The organism is Propionivibrio sp. (assembly GCF_047602565.1).
GTDB lineage: Bacteria > Pseudomonadota > Gammaproteobacteria > Burkholderiales > Rhodocyclaceae > Propionivibrio.
Genome location: NZ_JASGGX010000001.1, coordinates 417,018 through 432,704 on the forward strand (window position 1 = coordinate 417,018; position 15,687 = coordinate 432,704).

Annotated in this window: 10 protein-coding genes, 3 tRNA genes and 2 rRNA genes; 1 reads left to right on the forward strand and 14 read right to left on the reverse strand. The window is 61.9% G+C overall.

Translation table 11 applies throughout. The features are described from left to right. Positions 1-15: 15 nt before the first annotated feature. The 14 genes from QM701_RS01910 to ndk all read right to left on the reverse strand — a co-directional run bounded on the left by QM701_RS01910 (position 16) and on the right by ndk (position 14,479). Positions 16-2,901: ribosomal RNA gene (locus QM701_RS01910) — 23S ribosomal RNA — on the reverse strand. A 236-nt stretch (positions 2,902-3,137) separates the two neighbouring features. Next, a tRNA-Ala gene (locus QM701_RS01915) sits at positions 3,138-3,213 on the reverse strand. Positions 3,214-3,254: 41 nt separating this feature from the next. Beyond that, a tRNA-Ile gene (locus QM701_RS01920) sits at positions 3,255-3,331 on the reverse strand. Between the two features lie 62 nt (positions 3,332-3,393). Next, positions 3,394-4,933, reverse strand: a 16S ribosomal RNA gene (locus QM701_RS01925). Together the 16S and 23S rRNA genes with 3 tRNA genes alongside form the textbook arrangement of a ribosomal RNA operon. Before the next feature lie 189 nt (positions 4,934-5,122). Continuing rightward, positions 5,123-5,199: transfer RNA gene (locus QM701_RS01930), tRNA-Met, on the reverse strand. A 171-nt stretch (positions 5,200-5,370) separates the two neighbouring features. After that, a complete protein-coding gene (gene der / locus QM701_RS01935) occupies positions 5,371-6,819 on the reverse strand; it encodes a ribosome biogenesis GTPase Der (RefSeq protein WP_415165418.1) in 1,449 nt (482 codons plus the stop codon). Next, positions 6,816-7,958, reverse strand: coding sequence for an outer membrane protein assembly factor BamB (bamB, locus tag QM701_RS01940; protein ID WP_415165419.1), 1,143 nt, complete (start codon positions 7,956-7,958; stop codon positions 6,816-6,818). The genes der and bamB overlap by 4 nt, the downstream gene beginning before the upstream one ends. Then, positions 7,958-8,647, reverse strand: a complete 690-nt coding sequence (locus tag QM701_RS01945; protein ID WP_415165420.1) for a YfgM family protein — start codon at positions 8,645-8,647, stop codon at positions 7,958-7,960. Before QM701_RS01945 ends, bamB begins: the two co-directional genes overlap by 1 nt. Then, positions 8,647-9,942 carry a histidine--tRNA ligase gene (gene hisS, locus QM701_RS01950; RefSeq protein ID WP_415165421.1) on the reverse strand — a complete coding sequence of 432 codons (1,296 nt, stop codon included), beginning with the start codon at positions 9,940-9,942 and terminating at the stop codon, positions 8,647-8,649. The genes QM701_RS01945 and hisS overlap by 1 nt, the downstream gene beginning before the upstream one ends. Next, a complete protein-coding gene (gene ispG / locus QM701_RS01955; protein WP_415165422.1) occupies positions 9,939-11,177 on the reverse strand; it encodes a flavodoxin-dependent (E)-4-hydroxy-3-methylbut-2-enyl-diphosphate synthase in 1,239 nt (412 codons plus the stop codon). The genes hisS and ispG overlap by 4 nt, the downstream gene beginning before the upstream one ends. A 2-nt stretch (positions 11,178-11,179) precedes the next feature. Next, positions 11,180-12,133: a helix-turn-helix domain-containing protein gene (locus QM701_RS01960; protein WP_415165423.1), complete on the reverse strand. Its 954-nt coding sequence runs from the start codon at positions 12,131-12,133 to the stop codon at positions 11,180-11,182. Next, positions 12,130-12,933, reverse strand: coding sequence for a type IV pilus biogenesis/stability protein PilW (pilW, locus tag QM701_RS01965; protein WP_415165424.1), 804 nt, complete (start codon positions 12,931-12,933; stop codon positions 12,130-12,132). Before pilW ends, QM701_RS01960 begins: the two co-directional genes overlap by 4 nt. Continuing rightward, complete coding sequence (rlmN, locus tag QM701_RS01970) at positions 12,930-14,027, reverse strand: 23S rRNA (adenine(2503)-C(2))-methyltransferase RlmN (RefSeq protein ID WP_415165425.1); 1,098 nt, start codon at positions 14,025-14,027, stop codon at positions 12,930-12,932. Before rlmN ends, pilW begins: the two co-directional genes overlap by 4 nt. A 23-nt stretch (positions 14,028-14,050) precedes the next feature. Continuing rightward, positions 14,051-14,479: a nucleoside-diphosphate kinase gene (gene ndk, locus QM701_RS01975; RefSeq protein WP_415165426.1), complete on the reverse strand. Its 429-nt coding sequence runs from the start codon at positions 14,477-14,479 to the stop codon at positions 14,051-14,053. Positions 14,480-14,769: 290 nt separating this feature from the next. Here ndk and QM701_RS01980 point away from each other — a divergent pair, with 290 nt between their 5' ends. Then, positions 14,770-15,648 (forward strand): HDOD domain-containing protein, encoded by an 879-nt coding sequence (locus QM701_RS01980; protein WP_415165427.1) that lies wholly within the window; start codon positions 14,770-14,772, stop codon positions 15,646-15,648. The last annotated feature ends 39 nt before the right edge of the window (positions 15,649-15,687 follow it).

A 15,687-nucleotide genomic window follows, 5' to 3' on the forward strand; every position in this document is an offset into this window, starting at 1 on the left:
GCTGCGCAAGGTTATAGGATCAAGCCGCACGGGCAATTAGTACTGGTTAGCTTAACGCATTACTGCGCTTCCACACCCAGCCTATCAACGTCGTGGTCTTCGACGACCCTTCAGGGGGATCGAGTCCCCGGGGAAATCTCATCTTGAGGCGAGTTTCACGCTTAGATGCTTTCAGCGTTTATCTCTTCCATTCATAGCTACCCGGCGATACGACTGGCGTCATAACCGGTACACCAGAGGAATGTCCACTCCGGTCCTCTCGTACTAGGAGCAGGCCCCCTCAAATTTCCAACGCCCACGGCAGATAGGGACCAAACTGTCTCACGACGTTTTAAACCCAGCTCACGTACCACTTTAAATGGCGAACAGCCATACCCTTGGGACCGGCTACAGCCCCAGGATGTGATGAGCCGACATCGAGGTGCCAAACACCGCCGTCGATATGAACTCTTGGGCGGTATCAGCCTGTTATCCCCAGAGTACCTTTTATCCGTTGAGCGATGGCCCTTCCATACAGAACCACCGGATCACTATGACCTACTTTCGTACCTGCTCGTCTTGTGGGACTCGCAGTCAAGCACGCTTTTGCCATTGCACTATTAGCACGATGTCCGACCGTACCTAGCGTACCTTCGTACTCCTCCGTTACACTTTGGGAGGAGACCGCCCCAGTCAAACTGCCTACCATGCACGGTCCCAGACCTGGATTCACAGGCCATGGTTAGAACCTCAAACAAATCAGGGTGGTATTTCAAGGACGGCTCCATGAGAACTAGCGTCCTCACTTCAAAGCCTCCCACCTATCCTACACAGACCGGTTCAAAGTCCAATGCAAAGCTACAGTAAAGGTTCATGGGGTCTTTCCGTCTAGCCGCGGGGAGATTGCATCTTCACAAACATTTCAACTTCGCTGAGTCTCAGGAGGAGACAGTGTGGCCATCGTTACGCCATTCGTGCAGGTCGGAACTTACCCGACAAGGAATTTCGCTACCTTAGGACCGTTATAGTTACGGCCGCCGTTTACCGGGGCTTCGATCAAGAGCTTGCACCCCATCACTTAACCTTCCGGCACCGGGCAGGCGTCACACCCTATACGTCCACTTTCGTGTTTGCAGAGTGCTGTGTTTTTATTAAACAGTCGCAGCCACCTTTTCACTGCAACCCTTTCAGCCTTCGCGAGTAAATCGCTACAACCTACCAGGGCGCACCTTTTCCCGAAGTTACGGTGCTAATTTGCCGAGTTCCTTCTCCTGAGTTCTCTCAAGCGCCTTAGAATTCTCATCCTGCCCACCTGTGTCGGTTTGCGGTACGGTCTCTTCATAACTGAAGCTTAGAGGCTTTTCTTGGAAGCAGGGTATCAATCACTTCGCGGTACAAGACCACTCGTCGTCACGCCTCATCTTAGCCCGGCGGATTTGCCTACCAGGCACGACTACACGCTTAAACCGGGACGTCCAACACCCGGCTGACCTAACCTTCTCCGTCCCCCCATCGCATTACAAAGAGGTACTGGAATATTGACCAGTTTCCCATCGACTACGCTTTTCAGCCTCGCCTTAGGGGCCGACTCACCCTGCGCCGATGAACGTTGCGCAGGAAACCTTGGGCTTTCGGCGAGCGGGCTTTTCACCCGCTTTATCGCTACTCATGTCAGCATTCGCACTTCTGATACCTCCAGCAGCTTTCACAAGCCACCTTCAACGGCCTACAGAACGCTCTCCTACCATATGTACAAGTACATATCCGCGATTTCGGTGCATAGTTTGAGCCCCGTTACATCTTCCGCGCAGGACGACTCGACCAGTGAGCTATTACGCTTTCTTTAAAGGATGGCTGCTTCTAAGCCAACCTCCTGGCTGTCTAAGCCTTCCCACCTCGTTTCCCACTTAACTATGGCTTGGGGACCTTAATCGGCGGTCTGGGTTGTTTCCCTCTCGACACCGGACGTTAGCACCCGATGTCTGTCTCCCACGCTCGCACTCTTCGGTATTCGGAGTTTGCAATGGTTTGGTAAGTCGCGATGACCCCCTAGCCATAACAGTGCTCTACCCCCAAAGGTGATACGTGAGGCACTACCTAAATAGTTTTCGGAGAGAACCAGCTATCTCCGGATTTGTTTAGCCTTTCACCCCTATCCACAGCTCATCCCCTAGTTTTTCAACACTAGTGGGTTCGGACCTCCAGTGCGTGTTACCGCACCTTCATCCTGGCCATGGATAGATCATCCGGTTTCGGGTCTACGCCCAGCAACTAATCGCCCTTATCAGACTCGGTTTCCCTACGCCTCCCCTATTCGGTTAAGCTCGCTACTGAACGTAAGTCGCTGACCCATTATACAAAAGGTACGCAGTCACCCCTTGCGAGGCTCCCACTGTTTGTATGCATGCGGTTTCAGGATCTATTTCACTCCCCTCCCGGGGTTCTTTTCGCCTTTCCCTCACGGTACTGGTTCACTATCGGTCGATTACGAGTATTTAGCCTTGGAGGATGGTCCCCCCATGTTCAGACAGGGTTTCACGTGCCCCGCCCTACTTGTCGCAAGCTCAGTACCACGATCGGGTTTTCATGTACGGGGCTATCACCCACTACGGCGCCACTTTCCAGAGGCTTCCATTAACGCGATCGCTATCACTTGCAGGCTGGTCCCATTTCGCTCGCCACTACTCTGGGAATCTCGGTTGATTTCTTTTCCTCGGGCTACTTAGATGTTTCAGTTCACCCGGTTCGCCTCGTGCCCCTATGTATTCAGAACACGATACTCCTTGCGGAGTGGGTTTCCCCATTCGGACATCTCCGGATCAAAGCTTCATTGCCAGCTCCCCGGAGCTTTTCGCAGGCTTGCACGTCCTTCTTCGCCTGTAATCGCCAAGGCATCCACCACATGCACTTAGTCGCTTGATCCTATAACCTTGCGCTCTCTTGCGAGACCGCGAAGCTACAGGCAACTCGTTTGTGCAACTTCTTGCTAGCTGTAACAAGAAGTTGTCGATGCAATTACAACCGTATCACTGGCCTTGGTTTGTCGGCAGCCAGCGATACAACCTTCTTCCATTTTGTTAAAGAGCGTACAGATTTTCATCCGTCAGAAGTAAATACTGGACCCAGTACTTACTTCTGACCCCGGAAATCCCAGGCAATGGTGGAGGATGACGGGATCGAACCGACGACCCCCTGCTTGCAAAGCAGGTGCTCTCCCAGCTGAGCTAATCCCCCGATCAGATCTCCGCCGCTTGAACACCTCATCGTTCAAACGTTGGTGGGTCTGGTTGGAATCGAACCAACGACCCCCGCCTTATCAAGACGGTGCTCTAACCGACTGAGCTACAGACCCTCCGTCTGTACCGCATGTGACGATCGATAGGTTGTGGGTTCTTGATCCCGGTTTTTCTCTAGAAAGGAGGTGATCCAGCCGCAGGTTCCCCTACGGCTACCTTGTTACGACTTCACCCCAGTCACGAACCCCGCCGTGGTAAGCGCCCTCCTTGCGGTTAGGCTACCCACTTCTGGCAGAACCCGCTCCCATGGTGTGACGGGCGGTGTGTACAAGACCCGGGAACGTATTCACCGCGGCATGCTGATCCGCGATTACTAGCGATTCCGACTTCATGCAGTCGAGTTGCAGACTGCAATCCGGACTACGATCGGCTTTCTGAGATTAGCTCCCCCTCGCGGGTTGGCAACCCTCTGAACCGACCATTGTATGACGTGTGAAGCCCTACCCATAAGGGCCATGAGGACTTGACGTCATCCCCACCTTCCTCCGGTTTGTCACCGGCAGTCTCATTAAAGTGCCCAACTGAATGATGGCAATTAACGACAAGGGTTGCGCTCGTTGCGGGACTTAACCCAACATCTCACGACACGAGCTGACGACAGCCATGCAGCACCTGTGTCCAGGCTCCCTTTCGGGCACCCCCACCTCTCAGCAGGGTTCCTGGCATGTCAAGGGTAGGTAAGGTTTTTCGCGTTGCATCGAATTAATCCACATCATCCACCGCTTGTGCGGGTCCCCGTCAATTCCTTTGAGTTTTAGCCTTGCGGCCGTACTCCCCAGGCGGTCAACTTCACGCGTTAGCTACGACACTAAGAGGTTTAACCCTCCCAACATCCAGTTGACATCGTTTAGGGCGTGGACTACCAGGGTATCTAATCCTGTTTGCTCCCCACGCTTTCGTGCATGAGTGTCAGTAATAGCCCAGGGGGCTGCCTTCGCCATCGGTATTCCTCCACATCTCTACGCATTTCACTGCTACACGTGGAATTCTACCCCCCTCTGCCATCCTCTAGCCGTGCAGTCTCAAATGCAGTTCCCAGGTTGAGCCCGGGGATTTCACATCTGACTTACACAACCACCTGCGCACGCTTTACGCCCAGTAATTCCGATTAACGCTCGCACCCTACGTATTACCGCGGCTGCTGGCACGTAGTTAGCCGGTGCTTCTTATGCGGGTACCGTCATCTACACTCGGTATTATCAAGTGCAATTTCTTCCCCACCGAAAGAGCTTTACAACCCGAAGGCCTTCTTCACTCACGCGGCATGGCTGGATCAGGCTTGCGCCCATTGTCCAAAATTCCCCACTGCTGCCTCCCGTAGGAGTCTGGGCCGTGTCTCAGTCCCAGTGTGGCGGATCATCCTCTCAGACCCGCTACGGATCGTCGCCTTGGTAAGCCTTTACCTCACCAACTAGCTAATCCGACATCGGCCGCTCCAAAAGCGCAAGGCCTTGCGGTCCCCTGCTTTCCTGCTCACAGAATATGCGGTATTAGCGTAACTTTCGCTACGTTATCCCCCACTCTCAGGTACGTTCCGATGTATTACTCACCCGTTCGCCACTCGCCACCAGGTGCAAGCACCCGTGCTGCCGTTCGACTTGCATGTGTAAGGCATGCCGCCAGCGTTCAATCTGAGCCAGGATCAAACTCTTCAGTTCAATTCCTGTTAAAACTCTCGCTTGACGTCCTTCCAACTGCAAACCCAAGTTCCCTCAAGTCCGCAGCCTTCCTACTTCGCGCGAGCTTCCAATCTCTTAATAACCCACTTACGCAGGTCATCCCAAAGACCAAAAACCCACACCTATCAATCGTCTCATTTTTAAAGAACAATACTGCTCGGTACTGCTTGGTTGCGGGGACAGGATTTGAACCTGTGACCTTCGGGTTATGAGCCCGACGAGCTGCCAGACTGCTCCACCCCGCGTCCGCTAAAGAAACGAGATTATATACAGATCGTTTCCTTCTCGTCAACACTGCTGATCATTTGTTCAATCAGCGAAACGCTTAGTGAAACGTGCGTCGTGTTGCGAGGGGGCGAACTATAGCAACCCGGGCCGCCTGCGTCAACAACGACGTCAAAAAAATGCTCTTGCCTCTACCGCGTTCCGCTACTTTCCCGTTTTGCCCTCTTCCCAGGCGCCGTTTTTGCGGGCGCTGGCTTGCCGGAGGGAGCTTTTTTTGTTTCGGCTGCCTTGGGTTTTCTTTTCGGCGCGTCCGCGGGCTTGATCTGGGCGTACGGGTTCTCGGTGACGTTGAACTGGATGCGCAGCGGCGTGCCCTGCAGCTTGAAGACTTCCCGGAACACGTTCTCCAGGTAGCGGCGGTAGGAATCCGGCACTTTGTCGAGTGCATTGCCATGGATCACGATCAGCGGCGGATTGCGCCCGCCCTGATGAGCGTAGCGCAGTTTGGGTCGGAATATGCCGCTGCGCGGGGGCGACTGGCGCGCCACGGCATCGATCAGCGCGCGCGTGAGCCGGGGCGTGGAGAGGTCGATCGTCGCCGCACGGTAGGCGGCGTCGACGGAGCGGAAAACGGCTTCCAGGCCCTGTCCCGTCAAGGCTGAGACGTAGTGGAACTTGGCGAAGTCCAGGAACTTCAGGCGGGCTTCGAGGGTTTCCTTCACCTGGCTGCGCTTGTAGGCGTCCAGCCCGTCCCACTTGTTGACCGCAACGACGAGCGCCCTGCCGGATTCGACGACGAAACCCGCGATGTGCGCGTCCTGATCGGAGATGTCCTGCCGGGCATCGAGGACGAGAACGACGACGTTGGCGTCTTCGATGGACTGCAGGGTCTTGATGACCGAAAATTTCTCGATCGTCTCGAAAACCTTGCCCTTGCGCCGCAGGCCGGCGGTGTCGATGAGCGTGTATTTTTTTCCGTTCCGCTCGAAGTCGATGAAGATGGAGTCCCGCGTCGTTCCCGGCTGATCGAAGGCAATGACCCGCTCCTCGCCGAGCAAGGCATTGATCGTCGTGCTCTTGCCGACGTTCGGACGGCCGACGATGGCTACCTTGAGCTGGTGTTCCTCGCGCTCGCCGTCCTCGGGTTGCGAGAACGGTTCGAGAACGTCCTCGATCAGGCCGCGCACGCCTTCTCCGTGCGTCGCCGAGATGGCGTACGGGGTGCCCAGGCCGAGCTCGTGGAAATCGGCGATCACCACGCCGTGGTTCATCCCCTCGGATTTGTTGACGGCGACCGTGACGGGGCGCTGCGCGCGGCGCAATTTGTTGGCGATCTCCTTGTCGAGCGCCGTGACTCCGACCCGTCCGTCGACCACGAAGATGACGGCGTCGGCCTCCGCGATGGCCTGCTCGGCCTGGCGCGCCATCTCGTGCATGATGCCGTCCTTGGCCAGCGGCTCGAATCCGCCGGTGTCGACGACGAGATACGGTTTGCTGCCCAGCTTGCCGTGTCCGTAGTGACGGTCGCGCGTCAGGCCGGGGATGTCGGCGACCAGGGCATCGCGCGTCTTAGTCAGGCGATTGAACAGGGTCGATTTGCCGACGTTGGGCCGGCCGACGATGACGATGGTGGGCTTCATTCCGCCTCGATGGCGTAAAGTCCGCCCTTGCCGGTCTGCACCAGGAGGTTGCGCCCGAACGCCTGTGGCGAGGCCAGCACGGGACTGCCGTCGGTGTTCACCCGGACGGCGAAGGCGCCATCCTCCCGATTGAGGAAATGGACGACTCCCTGCGCGTCCGCCACCGCAACCAGCCCGCGGCGCGGCACCGGCGCCGAAACGCGGCGCATGAAGAGCGCGTCCTGCTTCCATACGCTGGCGCCGCTGGCCAGGTCGAGCGCATGCACGGCGCCCTTGTCGTCCGTCACGAAGAGATAGCGCGAATCCATGGACAGCCCGACCGAGCTGGACATGTCGCGCGCCCAAAGGAGGTTGCCGTTGTTCAGATCGAAACACGCTACCCGCCCCTGGAAGGCGACGGCGCATACGGTGCGCCCGGCTATGACGGGCGGGCTGGTGACGTCGGCCACCCGTTCGAGTTCGGTCGTGCCTTTGGGCAGGGCGACCGTGCCTTCCCAGACGGACACGCCGTTGCTGAGGTTGACGGCGACCAGCTTGCCGCCGGGAAAACCGACGAAGACGTATTTTCCGTCGATGACCGGAGGCGCCGTGACGCGCAGCGCGAGCGCCGGCGCCGGGCGCTGGAACAGCCATTTCCGCCGGCCGTCGGCCGCGTCGAAGGCGGCCAGGCGATTGTCGCCGCTGCGCACGATCACCAGTCCATCGCCCACGGCGGGTGGCGACAGGATTTCGCTGGTCGCCTTGGCTTTCCACGCCAGCTTGCCGTCGGCGGCCGAGAACACCAGCACGTCGCCTTTCGGCGAGCCGACCGCGACGAGGTTGCCGTCCGTTCCGACGCCCGCGGACAGGGGTTGGCCCGCGTTGATTTTCCATGCGACCTTGCCGTCATCGACGCGGATTACGCTGCCGTCGCTTGCCGCGGCATAGACTGAGGAGCCGGACACGGCCGGGGAGAACACGTAGTCTCCGCTTTTGCCGACGCTCTCGCTCCATAGCACGCGCGCTTGCGCCGCCGCCGTGAACGGCTTCAATTCAGCCATTTTCGGCCCCTTGCTGGCAAAGGGATTGATCGCGTCGAGCGAACTGCAGGCGCAGACGGCCAACGCCGCCAGGGAAACCAGGGCCAAGCGCCAGCGCATCATTTGCTCCCGCCCAGGGCGTCGATCTTCTGTCCGATCAGGTCGCGGAAGATGGCGTTCGACTCGCCCTGCCATTCAAGGCCCGCGCCACCGCTCTTGCCGCTTTTTTCCAGCTCGTCGAGCTTGGCCAGCGCCGTCCGGTAGGCGGATACCGCGTCCGCCTTCTTGTCCTGGGCGACGAGGATGTCGCCGCGCATGTCCAGGAAACGGATCTCGAACGCCGGGCCGGAGGCGCCGTCGAGCTGCGCGAGCGCCTGATCGTAGGCCTTTTCGTCGAGCAGCACCGCGGCGGCCCGCAGGCGCGCCAGATCGCGCAGTTCGTCCTTGGCATGCTCGGCCGCCCACAGCAACTGCGCCTTGGCAGTCTGCGCATCGCCGGCTTCGACCATGGCCTTGGCCGAGGTCAGCGCCCCCAGGACCGCGTAGGGCGTCCTGCCGAACTTTTCCAGCAATTCGCCGCTGGCCGCCTTGATCCGTTGCGTGTCCTTTTCCTGAACGGCCTTCTGCAGCACGCCGTAGACGACCGATGCCTGGCCGACCTGATTGCGCTGGTACCAGTTCCAACCCTGCCAGGCGATCACGATCAGCGCGACGACGGTCGCCACATTGACCAGGCGATTGCCGTATTGCTTCCACCAGGCCTTGATTTCGGCTAGTTGTTCCTGTTCTTCAAGATCGTAGGCAGCCATCAGGCATCGTCTCCATCAAAAAAGGCATTCATGATTTCGTCAGCGACCTGATCGACGCTGACGCGCTTCTGTTCGTTGCGCTGGTCGCCTTCGGCGCGCAGCGCCTTCAGCGTCACTTCGCCGGCGCTGGCTTCGTCGTCGCCGATGATCACGGCGAAGGCCGCGCCGGAGGCGTCGGCTTTCTTCATCTGCGCCTTGAAGCTGCCGCCGCCGCAATGGAACAGCACGTCGATCCCCTGGTCGCGCAAGCCCTCGGCCACGCGCGGCGCGAGGCGTGCGGCGGCGTCGCCCTGGTGCACGACGTAGACGTCCGTCGTCTCGGGCTCCAGTTCGCACCCCGACTCGCGCATCAGCGTGACCAGCCGTTCGACGCCCATGGCGAAGCCGCAGGCGGGCATCTGCTTGCCGCCGAGCTGTTCGACCAGCCCGTCGTAGCGGCCGCCGGCGCAGACTGTGCCTTGCGCGCCGAGGCGGTCGGTGACCCATTCGAAGACGGTCAGGTTGTAGTAGTCGAGGCCGCGCACCAGGCGCGGGTTGATTTCGTACGGCAGGCCGACGTCGCGCAGCACTTGCTGCACGCCCTCGAAATGCGCCATCGATGCGGCGCCGAGGTGTCCCATCAGCCGCGGTGCGCCGGCGATCATCTCCTGCATCGCCGGGTTCTTGCTGTCGAGGATGCGCAGGGGGTTGGTGTGCAGACGCCGACGCGCGTCCTCGTCCAGCAGGCCGGCGTATTTCTCGAAATAGGCGACGAGTTCCTCGCGGTACTTCGCCCGCTCTTCGAGCTGGCCGAGCGAGTTGAGCTGCAGCCTGACGCCGTCCAGGCCGAGGTCGTCCCACAACCGCGCGCCCATGAGAATCTGCTCGGCGTCGATGTCCGGGCCGGCGAAGCCGAACGATTCGACGCCGACCTGATTGAACTGACGGTAGCGCCCCTTCTGCGGGCGCTCGTGGCGGAACATCTGGCCCATGTAGTAGAGCCGCTGCGGACGCTGCGCCGCCAGGTTGTGCTGGATCACCGCCCGCACGCAGCCGGCCGTGCCTTCCGGCCGCAGCGTCAGCTGCTCGCCGTTCAGGCTGTCCTCGAACGAGTACATCTCCTTTTCGACGATGTCGGTCACCTCGCCGATGGCGCGTTTGAACAGCGGCGTCGGTTCGACGATGGGCAGGCGGATCGGACGGTAGCCGTAGCTTTTCAGCCACGACCGCACGGTCTCCTCGAACAGTTCCCACACTTCGGATTCACCGGGCAGGATGTCGTTCATCCCGCGCACGGACTGGATGCTCTGGCTCATGATGTCGATGCAATCTTTCTCTTGTAGGTACGCGCCACGTAGCGATCCACGATGGCGATGAATTCCTCGGCGATGTTCTCGCCGCGCAGGGTGACGGTCTTCACCCCGTCCTCGAACACCGGCGCGGTGGGCGCCTCGCCCGTTCCCGGCAGGCTGATGCCGATGTTGGCGTGCTTGCTTTCGCCCGGCCCGTTGACCACGCAGCCCATCACCGCCAGGGTCATGTTCTCGACGCCGTCGAATTCCGCGCGCCACTGCGGCATGTGCTCGCGCACGTGGGTCTGGACGGACTGGGCGAGTTCCTGGAAGAAGGTGCTGGTCGTCCGGCCGCAGCCCGGACAGGCCGTGACCATCGGCGTGAAGGCGCGCAGGCCCATGGTCTGCAGCATTTCCTGCGCGACGACGACTTCCTGCGTGCGCTTGCCGCCCGGTTCCGGGGTCAGCGACACGCGGATCGTGTCGCCGATGCCTTCCTGCAGCAGCACGGCCATCGCGGCCGTGGACGCGACGATCCCCTTGGAGCCCATGCCGGCTTCCGTCAGGCCGAGGTGCAGGGCGTAGTCGGACTGCTGGGAAAGCTCGCGGTAGATGCCGATCAGATCCTGCACGCCGGAGACCTTGCACGACAGGATGATGTGGTCGCCGGGCAGTCCCAGTTCCTCGGCCCTCGCCGCGGACTCCAGCGCCGAGGCGACCATCGCCTCGCGCATCACGCCGACCGCGTCGAGCGGCTGCGGGCGCCGGGCGTTGTCGTCCATGATGCGCGCCAGCAGATCCTGGTCGAGGCTGCCCCAATTGACGCCGATGCGCACCGCCTTGTCGTACTTGCAGGCGATCTCGATCATCTGGGCGAACTGTTCGTCGCGCTTCCTGCCGTGGCCGACGTTGCCCGGATTGATGCGGTACTTGGCCAGGCGCTGCGCGCATTCCGGATAATCGGCCAGCAGGCGGTGGCCGTTGTAATGGAAATCGCCGATCAGCGGCACGTCGACGCCCATGCGTTCGAGCTGCTCGCAGATACGGGGGACCGCCGCCGCGGCTTCGGGCGTGTTGACGGTGATGCGGACGAGTTCCGACCCCGCGCGCGCCAGTTCGGCGCTCTGGATCGCCGTCTTGACGACGTCCGCGGTATCGGTGTTGGTCATCGACTGGATGACGACCGGCGCATCGCCGCCGACGACGACCCGGCCGATCCGGACCGCTTGCGTCGGGCGACGCTTGACAAAAGTATTCATGGTCATTCGAGAGTCAAACGGGCAACGTCGTCCCTGCTGCGCTGCGACAGATCGACGGGCTTGCCCTTGTATTGCAGGGTGACGTGGGCCGCGTTACCGACGATCAGGGAAAAAGGCGGCTGGCCAACGACTTCACGCTGGCTGCCGGCCGGGTTGAGCTGGGAAAAGACGATCTTGCCGCCGCGCTCGCGTACTTCCACCCACGACTGCCGGTCAAAGGAGAATACCAGCGTCCCGTCGGACGCGGAGGATACCGCGGGCGCCAGCGCCGAGGGAGCGGCCGGCGCGGGCGCGGCCGGTGCCGGAACGGCGGCGGGCGGCAGCGTTGCGGGCGCCGGCGCCGTTTCCAGGGCCGGGGGCACGGGAACGGGCGTCGCTTCCGGCGCGGCCGGTGCGTCGGATTCCTGGCCGGAGGTTTCGGCCGGCGCCGTGGCTGCCTCACCCCCCGCCTGTCCGCCCGAGACCAGCGCCTTGATCGAGCCGAGGGTCGATCGCCACGTTTCGGTGGGAACGAAAAAATAGGCCAGCAGCGCCAGCGCGAGGATCAGCAGCCCGGCTGCCACGCGGACGTAGTCGCGCCGGTCGCCCCTCCCCTCGCGCGGCATGCTGACCGGGGCGCCGTCGCTCACGGCGAGCTCCGGCCCCTGCGGCATCTGCACGCCGTCCATCGCCGCCATCAGCGGCGCGGCATCGAGTTCGAGATAACGCGCATAGTTGCGCACGAACCCGCGGGTGACCGTCCTGGGCAGATGGAACCAGTCGTTCGTCTCCAGGGCTTCCACCTGGCGCGAACTTAATTTGAGCGCCATCGACGCCTCGTCAACCGAAATGCCGCGGGCTTCGCGCGCCGCGCGCAGGCAGTGCCCGACGTCGATGGCGGCGTCCGCCGACGCCCATTCCTGTCCGTCCTGCTCCTGGCGAAGCGCCGGATTACGGACGGTTCTCTCCTCACTCATTCGAAGTTCCCTTTCAGCAATTCCTGGTACTCGGCGGAATCGGGAAATTTGCGGCGCAACTGGGCGGTCAGGCTCCTCTCGTCCGCCTGGTTGCCCAGCCGGCGCTCGACGCGCACGGACAGCCAGAGCATTTCCGGTCCCGGCTCGACCAGGCGGCTCGCATCCGTCAGCTGTTTCCGGGCGGCGTCGAAGTTGCCGCGCCGGTAGCTGACGTCGGCCAGGTAATACAGCGCCTGCGGACTGTCCTGCGCCAGGCGCAGGCTCTTGCGCAGCGCATCCTCGGCCTGATCGAGCTGGCCGGTCTTGATGTAGCAGGCCCCGGCATTGAGGTAGGCGTTGGCCGGCGTCTGGTACATCGGGTTCCTGTAGGCGCGCTCGAAATACGGGATCGATTCCTTTGCCCGGCCCGTCTGGCACAGGAACCAGCCGTAGTTGTTGTTGATGTCCGGATTCCTTTCCTCGAGGCTCAGCGCCCGCCGGAAATCCTTCTCGGCCGAATCGAACTCCTTCACGTAGTAGAGCACCAGCCCCCGCGTGCTGAGCGCCGGCGCATAGTCCGGATCGATCGCGGCGGCGAGCGTCAGCTCTTCGAGCGCGACGATCAGGTTGCCGTCCTGGAAATACAGCGCGCCCAGTTCGGTATGCGCCTTGGCGCGCGTCCGCGGGTCCTTGGGCAGGGGCGACGCGGAGAAGCCCGCCGGGTCCGGCAGCGGCTGCTGCGCGCTCGCCGACAGGGCGAAGCCGGACAACAGCACCGCGGCGCAGAAACGTGCGAACCAGTTGCTTACGGCTGTAGTCATTGCGATCTCACCTCATGAATGCCGATCACCGGACGCCCTGAGCGCCGGGTTTTATCCCTGACCTGCCCGGCCAATTGGCCGCATGCCGCGTCGATGTCCTCGCCGCGGGTCTTGCGCGTCGTGGTGACGATCCCGGCGTTCATCAGGATCTCCGCGAACCGCCGGATGCGCGGCGACGGAGAACGCCTGAACGGCGAACCCGGAAACGGATTGAATGGAATCAGGTTGAACTTGCACGGCACGTCGCGCGTCAGGTGCAGCAGCCGGCGGGCGTGCTCGTCCGAATCGTTGACGCCGTCGAGCATCACGTATTCGAAGGTCACGAAGTCGCGCGGCGCCTGCTCCAGGTAGCGCTGGCAGGCGGCCATCAGTTCGCGCAAGGGGTATTTCCGGTTGATCGGCACCAGCTCGTCGCGCAAGCCGTCATCCGGCGCATGCAGCGAAACGGCCAGCGCGACCGGGCAGGCGTCGCGCAGGCGGTCCATCACCGGCACCAGGCCGGAGGTCGACACCGTCACCCGCCGCCGCGACAGGCCGTAGGCGTTGTCGTCTAGCATCAGGCGCAGGGCCGTCACCGAGTTGTCGAAATTGGCCAGCGGCTCGCCCATGCCCATCAGCACGACGTTGCTCACCGCCCGCTCGCCGTCCGGCCGCGCGCCCAGGGCGCGGTTGGCCTGCCACAGTTGGCCGATGATCTCGGCGGCCGTCAGGTTGCGGTTGAAGCCCTGCTTGCCGGTCGAGCAGAAGGCGCAGTCGAGCGCACACCCGGCCTGGGTCGACACGCACAGCGTGCCGCGGTCGTCCTCGGGAATGAAGACGGTCTCGACGGCGTTGCCGCCGCCGACGTCGAACAGGAATTTGCGCGTGCCGTCGTCGGACAGCTTGTCCGAGACGACGGCCGGCGGGACGATCTCCGCCTCCGCCTTGAGCTTTTCGCGCAGGCTGCGGGCGATGTCGGTCATCGCGTCGAAGTCGCTCTGCCCGGAGCGATGCATCCAGCGCAACACCTGCCGGGCGCGGAACGGCTTCTCGCCCAGCTCGGCGAAATACGCCGAGAGGCCCGCGGCATCGAAATCGAGCAGATTGACGGTCATGCAAAAATCTCCGGCGCCCCGTTTCAGCGGCCGGCGTAAAGGTTCATCGCCGGGAAGAAGAAGGCGATTTCGACCTTGGCCGTATCGGGGCCATCCGAACCGTGGACCGCGTTGGCGTCGATGGATTCGGCGAAATCCGCGCGGATGGTTCCCGGCGCGGCCTTCTTCGGGTCCGTCGCGCCCATCAGATCACGGTTCTTAGCGATGGCGTCCTCGCCTTCGAGCACCTGCACCATCACCGGCCCGGAAGTCATGAACTCGACCAGCTCGCCATAGAACGGCCGCTCCTTATGCACCACGTAGAACTGCCCGGCTTCCTGCGGCGACAGCCAGGCCATCTTCGCGGCGACGATCTTCAGTCCATTGGATTCGAAGCGGGAATAGATTTTTCCGATCACGTTCTTGGCGACGGCGTCGGGCTTGATGATGGAAAGCGTGCGTTCGATGGCCATGGGGTCAAATCTCCTGGTTGGGTAGGAAGAGAAACAGCCGCGGGTGCGGTGGGGACCTCTGAAAAATTCTTTATTCTACCAACAACCCACTGATCGGCGACGGATTTACAGCGAAAACCTTGCCCCGGCGGACGCTTATCGCACATGCTGCGCCGCGCTCCGACGGCGGTCTCGGGCGCCGGGGCTTGCGACCCGCAACCATAGCGGGTACCATGGCCCGGCTCAAAAACACGCCTTTTTGAATCAACGAATTAGCCCTACTTTCTCGTGCACTTTTCAAGGTCGAGCCGATGGTCGATCAGCCCTTCGAAGCAATGGACGCATGGATCGAGTACTTCGGTACGGTCGACATGCCGATCCTGCGCCAGACCGCGCGCCGGCTCGAAGAAGCCCGCCAGAGCATCGACCGGGTCAATGGGCGCGAGATCGCCGCGATCGTGCTCCAGGACCCCTTGCTGGCCATCAAGGTGCTCGCCTATATCCAGCGCTTCCAGGGCAAGCGCCTGCATTCGGACATCACGACCATCGCCAACGCGGTCATGATGCTGGGCGTCGAGCCCTTCTTCGCGCACTTCGAGGCGCCGACCACGATCGAGACGCTGCTCAAGGACGAGCCGCAGGCGCTGCTCGGCGTGCTGCACGTGATCCGCCGCGTCCAGCGCGCCTCGCGCTACGCGCACGACTGGGCGTTCGAGCGGCACGACATGAACATCGAGGAAGTCGAACTGGCCGCGCTGCTGCACGACCTGGCGGAAATCCTGCTGTGGTGCTTCGCCCCGCAGCTGGCGATCGAGATCCGCCGGCGGCAGCAGGCCGATCCGACCCTGCGCAGCGCCGCGGCGCAGGTCGAGGTGCTCGGCATCCGCCTGTTCGACCTGCAGTTGGCGCTGTGCGACGCCTGGCACCTGCCCGAGCTGCTCAAGACGTTGATGGACGACGCCAATGCCGGTCTGGCGCGGGTGCGCAACGTCGTCCTGGCGGTCAACCTGGCGCGCCACTCGGCCAACGACTGGAACAATCCGGCCTTGCCGGACGACTTCGAGGCGATCGAGAAGCTGCTGCACGTCGATCGCCCGACCCTGCTGGCGCGGCTGAACGTCCCGGACGAGGCGGCCGCGCAGTACCTGGCGCCCCGGCACCGTCCGCCCCGGGGGGACGATCAGGGATAAAGATCGCCGGCGTCCGGCCGATACCTCGTCATCCACGAC

What these genes read in the sequence shown, in the direction of transcription:
- hisS (WP_415165421.1), bottom strand. Translation starts at nt 9,942, where the DNA reads ATGAGCCAGAGCATCCAGTCCGTGCGCGGGATGAACGACATCCTGCCC.
- pilW (WP_415165424.1), bottom strand. Translation starts at nt 12,933, where the DNA reads ATGACTACAGCCGTAAGCAACTGGTTCGCACGTTTCTGCGCCGCGGTG.
- QM701_RS01980 (WP_415165427.1), top strand. Translation starts at nt 14,770, where the DNA reads ATGGTCGATCAGCCCTTCGAAGCAATGGACGCATGGATCGAGTACTTC.
- ndk (WP_415165426.1), bottom strand. Translation starts at nt 14,479, where the DNA reads ATGGCCATCGAACGCACGCTTTCCATCATCAAGCCCGACGCCGTCGCC.
- QM701_RS01960 (WP_415165423.1), bottom strand. Translation starts at nt 12,133, where the DNA reads ATGAGTGAGGAGAGAACCGTCCGTAATCCGGCGCTTCGCCAGGAGCAG.
- bamB (WP_415165419.1), bottom strand. Translation starts at nt 7,958, where the DNA reads ATGCGCTGGCGCTTGGCCCTGGTTTCCCTGGCGGCGTTGGCCGTCTGC.
- QM701_RS01945 (WP_415165420.1), bottom strand. Translation starts at nt 8,647, where the DNA reads ATGGCTGCCTACGATCTTGAAGAACAGGAACAACTAGCCGAAATCAAG.
- ispG (WP_415165422.1), bottom strand. Translation starts at nt 11,177, where the DNA reads ATGAATACTTTTGTCAAGCGTCGCCCGACGCAAGCGGTCCGGATCGGC.
- der (WP_415165418.1), bottom strand. Translation starts at nt 6,819, where the DNA reads ATGAAGCCCACCATCGTCATCGTCGGCCGGCCCAACGTCGGCAAATCG.
- rlmN (WP_415165425.1), bottom strand. Translation starts at nt 14,027, where the DNA reads ATGACCGTCAATCTGCTCGATTTCGATGCCGCGGGCCTCTCGGCGTAT.